This is a genomic window from Mucilaginibacter sp., assembly GCF_036568825.1.
Taxonomy (GTDB): Bacteria; Bacteroidota; Bacteroidia; order Sphingobacteriales; family Sphingobacteriaceae; genus Mucilaginibacter.
The window spans coordinates 1-4,869 of record NZ_DATCRU010000058.1; the positions used below are offsets into that span (position 1 = coordinate 1).

Consider the following 4,869-nt stretch of genomic DNA (forward strand, 5'->3'; position numbering starts at 1 on the left):
ATCCAGCGGCAAACAGGCTACGAATTTTTGTACAATGACCAGGTGGGGGATTCGGTAAGCCGGGTTACCCTGCACGTTCAAAATGCCAGTATCCGGGATGTGCTGGACCTTTGCTTTCAGGGACAGCCGTTTACCTATGAAATCGTGGAGAAAGCCGTGGTCATCCAACGGAAGGCTCCGGCCCTGGACCCTGACAAACCCCAAGCCGTCGTTACGGCCGTTGGTACGGTGTTTAACGAACAAGGGCAACCGCTGGGGGGAGCTAACGTAGTAGATAAACGTACCAATCGGGCAACCATAACAAACCCTAAAGGCATGTTCCAATTTCCCGGGCTTGAGGCGGGCAGCACCTTGATCGTCACATATGTTGGATATTTACCACAAGAAGTTAAGATCAAGGACGGCACTGCCCAGATTATATATATGAAGGTAGCAAAAAACGATCTCGACAAGATCGTTGTGCAAGCCTACGGGAATACGAGTCAGCGGCTGACCACTTCAGACATTTCCACCGTCTCTGCGGCGGAGATCGAAAGACAACCCGTAGCCAATGTTTTAACAGCGTTGCAAGGGAATGTTCCTGGAATGGTAGTGCAACAGGTCAACGGTTATGCCTCAGCTCCATTCAAAGTGGAAATTAGGGGCCGAACCCAGCTAGACCCCACCCGCCCATCTGAACCACTGTATGTGATCGATGGCGTTCCTCTAACGGTCCTAGAATCTGGGAAAGGTGGAAATTATGCGAGCGGCTCCACCGGGTTCAATCAGAATGGAATGACTGGTCCAGCAGGAGGGCAAAGCCCCATATTTTCCCTAAATCCGAATGACATAGAAAGCGTGAGCGTCTTAAAGGATGCTGACGCAACCGCTATTTATGGGAGTCGAGGCGCCAATGGAGTAATCCTGATTACAACCAAATCGGGAAAGTCCGGCAAGGCCGCATTTGATGTAAACTTCTATGAAGGTGCTAGCAAAGTAACAAAGCATTACAGTATGCTCAATACTCAACAATATCTTATGGTCCGAAGGGAAGCTTTCAAAAACGACAATATTACACCCAATACGGGTAACGCATGGGATCTACTAACTTGGGATACTACACGGTATACGGACCTTCAAAATGAGTTATGGGCCGGAATTGGACGAACCGCCGATGCGCAGGCTTCTTTAACCGCCGGAGATAAACAAAATTCTCTCCGCCTGAGCGGATCATTCCACAGAGAAACGGACATTATGACTGCAAGCGGTGCAAACCAAAGATCATCGGCTCAATTCAACGTAACACATCTAAGCCTCGATCAAAGATTAAACATCTCTTTTACAAGTACATACTCGTATTCCAATATAAATATTAAATCATATCCGGGGCAGGTCACATTACCCCCAGATCTGCCCAAAATCTATTCTGCACCAGGTAAAATAAATTGGTCTGGATGGACCCCAAATTCAAATCCCTTCGGAGTACTACTTCAGCCGTACCAATCCAAAACTGGATTTCTGAATAGCAGAATACATATTCAGTATAGTGTAATAGGGGGGTTAAGTATAGCAGCTAGGCTAGGATATTCAACCACTCATGAACAACAAAGCTATTTAACGCCTATCGTCTCACAAAATCCCGCCTATAACCCAACCGGCAGTTCAAGCTTCGGCAATAACAATAATACGAATGCCATCATCGAGCCTGAATTACAATATAAGAAAGCTATATGGAAAGGGACACTTAATGCACAATTTGGAGGAAGCTTTCAATCCGTAGAGCAGGATGGCAACATCCTGAATGGTTTAGGATATGTAAATGACAATTTGATCCGATCCATTGCCAACGCACCTGTCAAACAAGCCGCAGATAATAATTCGGAGTATAAATATATTGCAGGATATGCGAGGATCAATTACAATTTATTAAACAAATACATAATCAATGTATCAGCAAGAAGGGACGGGTCTTCACGGTTTGGCCCTGGTAGACAATTTGGCAACTTTGGTGCAGTAGGAGCAGCATGGTTATTCTCAGATGAAAAATGGGTTAAAGAAAATCTGTCATTTTTGAGCTTTGGAAAAATAAGAGGGAGTTATGGTGTAACTGGTAGCGACAATATCGGAGATTATCAGTTTCTCTCCGCATGGACAAGCCAGCAAAATACTTATATTAATGGCAGTCCTGCATATCTTACAGCCAATTTATCAAACCCTGATTTAGAATGGCAGGTAAATAAAAAATTGGAAGCAGCTATTGATCTTGGTTTTTTCCAAGATAGACTCCTAATATCACTTGCTTGGTATAGAGATCGGTCCAGTAATGAGCTAATCTCAACACCCCTGCCAACTCAAACCGGCTTCTCAAATATCACACAAAATCTTCAGGCAAATATTCAAAATACAGGTCTTGAAGGTACAATAAAAGCGAAAATTATAGAAGCCGAGCACATTCATTGGAGTGCTTCATTTGATATCGGCGCTAATAGGAATAAACTTATCTCATTTCCTAATTTAGCACAAAGCCCATACGCATCTCAATTCACAGTTGGCAAACCTCTAACAAATGCAAGACTTTTGCATTATACCGGAGTTGACCCCCAAACAGGATTATACACATTTACTGATAGAAATCACGACGGAAACATCAATACAAATCCAAACGATACCGCCAATGATCTATTCGTAAAGGACCTGACCGTAAAATTTGATGGAGGCTTTGGAACTCATTTCGACTATAAGGGGGTGAATTTGGATCTGTTTTTTCGATTTAGGAAGCAATTCCTTCCGTCAATATATAAAACTATGGCCGCGCCGGGTGTTTATTCAAATGTGCCAACAGAGGTCTTAAACAGGTGGCAAAAACCAGGTGATCATGCTGAGTTTGCGAAATTCACAACTCAGCAAAGCACTACCAATTTCAATTTCAGTCAATACTCAGATGGTGTTTACACAAATGGAAATTTTATTCGCCTTCAAAATGTATCGCTCTCATATGACTTGACTCAATCAATACTAAAAAATTCTAAAATTAAAGGTTGTAGTATTTTCATTCACGGAGAAAATCTGTTTTTACTAACTAAGTACAAAGGATTAGATCCAGAGACACCAGTATTTGGGGCAATGCCTCCCGCGAAAATCTATGTTGGCGGCGTACAATTCTCACTATAAAATACAATAAGATGAACCGAAAAGATAAATTATTCAAACTAAAATTATTCGGCTGGATTGTAATAATACTTTTGCAGCAGGCAGCTTCTTGTACCAAGATCATATCAATCGATCCTCCTACAAGTACGATAACTACCACACAGGTTTTTGCGGACAGTGCAGACGCCACATCTGCCCTAATGGGACTCTACACAAGCGCATCCAGTACTGGCAGTTCGCTCTTCATTGATGACGGCGCATTAAGTATTTATACCGGTTCTTCCGCGGATGAATTAATCGATTTTAATCAAATCGATCCTAATTACTTATATACAAATTCTATCACTCCCCAAAACAGTATAATCGAGAGTTATTTTTGGACTCCCGCATATAATGTTATCTATAACGCAAATGCCTGTATTGAAGGGGTGGAATCATCCAATAGCATACCTTCGAGTATAGTAAATCAAATTATAGGAGAGGCTAAATTTATGAGGGCCCTTACATATTTTAATTTAGTAAACCTATTTGGAGATGTACCGTTAGTTTTGACTACCTCGTATAAAACAAACAGCCTTCTCCCAAGGCAACCTGTATCAGAAATTTACAAATCTATTATTAGCGACCTGACCGATGCACAAAAACTTCTCTTGGCGGATTATTCCATTAGTGGAAATCAAAAGATACGCGCGAACAAGTGGGCAGCAACAGCCCTATTGGCAAGAGTATACTTATATCAAAATAAATTTGATTCCGCAGAATTAGAAGCTACAGCTATCTTAAACAACGGATCACTTTTCGGGCTGGTCCGAAATTTGGATAGCACCTTCTTAAAAAATAACAAAGAAGCAATTTTGCAATGGAATTTAAACACCACCATTTTTCCTTATAATTTGACCGCAGAAGGATTTTCGCTAATACCGTACAGTGGATCATACCCTTATTACTATTTAAGCCCTCAATTACTTTCAAGCTTTGAAATAGGAGATCAAAGAAAAGTACATTGGATTGATAGTACCAATTATCAGGGAACAGAATACTATCTGCCTTACAAGTACAAGTTAGGGCCTCCAGATTTGTCGGTCGGCGGACCAGCAACTGAATATTATACAGTGCTTAGATTGGCAGAACAATACCTGATTAGAGCAGAGGCGCGACTGAAGTCAAATGGTAACCTTTCGGGTGCAATTGATGATGTAAATCAAATAAGATTACGCGCTGGTCTTCCCGCTCTATCATATACTTTATCCGCCTCAGATATTCTTGCCAAAATTATGCAAGAAAGAAGAATCGAATATTTCGCCGAATGGGGACATAGATGGTTTGACCTTAAACGAACAGGTGCAATAGACTCTGTTATGTCCAAGGTTACTCCAACGAAAATAGGGGGAGGCGCCTGGTTAAGCACCCAGCAACTATATCCAATCCCTCAAAGTGAATTACTCTTAAATCCCAATCTCACCCAAAATAGCGGATACTAACTTTTAAAACGATAAAAGCCACTTTTAAAGTGGCTTTTATCGTTTCGCATATCATTACCCATGATAACGTACCGCCGATGCTGGCTGGCAGGTGCCAGTTGAAAACAATTTGTGCTGTGCGCCGGCAATTGCTGTGCTGATTTTTGCCTGAAGGCCTGTGCCTGTACCTGTGGTAAGGTTACTGCTTACAACTGATGCGCTACCTATTAGTTGAACGCAACCACCAGAACTCGTTACAAACAAATTCGTGGGGGTGCCT

3 protein-coding genes are annotated in these 4,869 nt (G+C 42.0%); 2 read left to right on the plus strand and 1 reads right to left on the minus strand.

Annotation, left to right across the window (positions count from 1 at the left end):
* Positions 1-27 precede the first annotated feature (27 nt).
* Together VIM89_RS11855 and VIM89_RS11860 are read left to right on the plus strand one after the other, a co-directional pair.
* Positions 28-3,150 carry a SusC/RagA family TonB-linked outer membrane protein gene (locus tag VIM89_RS11855; protein ID WP_488156367.1) on the plus strand — a complete coding sequence of 1,041 codons (3,123 nt, stop codon included), beginning with the start codon at positions 28-30 and terminating at the stop codon, positions 3,148-3,150.
* 11 nt (positions 3,151-3,161) lie between these two features.
* Positions 3,162-4,610 carry a RagB/SusD family nutrient uptake outer membrane protein gene (locus VIM89_RS11860; RefSeq protein WP_488156368.1) on the plus strand — a complete coding sequence of 483 codons (1,449 nt, stop codon included), beginning with the start codon at positions 3,162-3,164 and terminating at the stop codon, positions 4,608-4,610.
* Positions 4,611-4,664: 54 nt separating this feature from the next.
* Here VIM89_RS11860 and VIM89_RS11865 read toward each other — a convergent pair.
* A partial coding sequence (locus VIM89_RS11865; RefSeq protein ID WP_488156369.1) for a hypothetical protein occupies positions 4,665-4,869 on the minus strand: 205 nt, incomplete at its 5' end.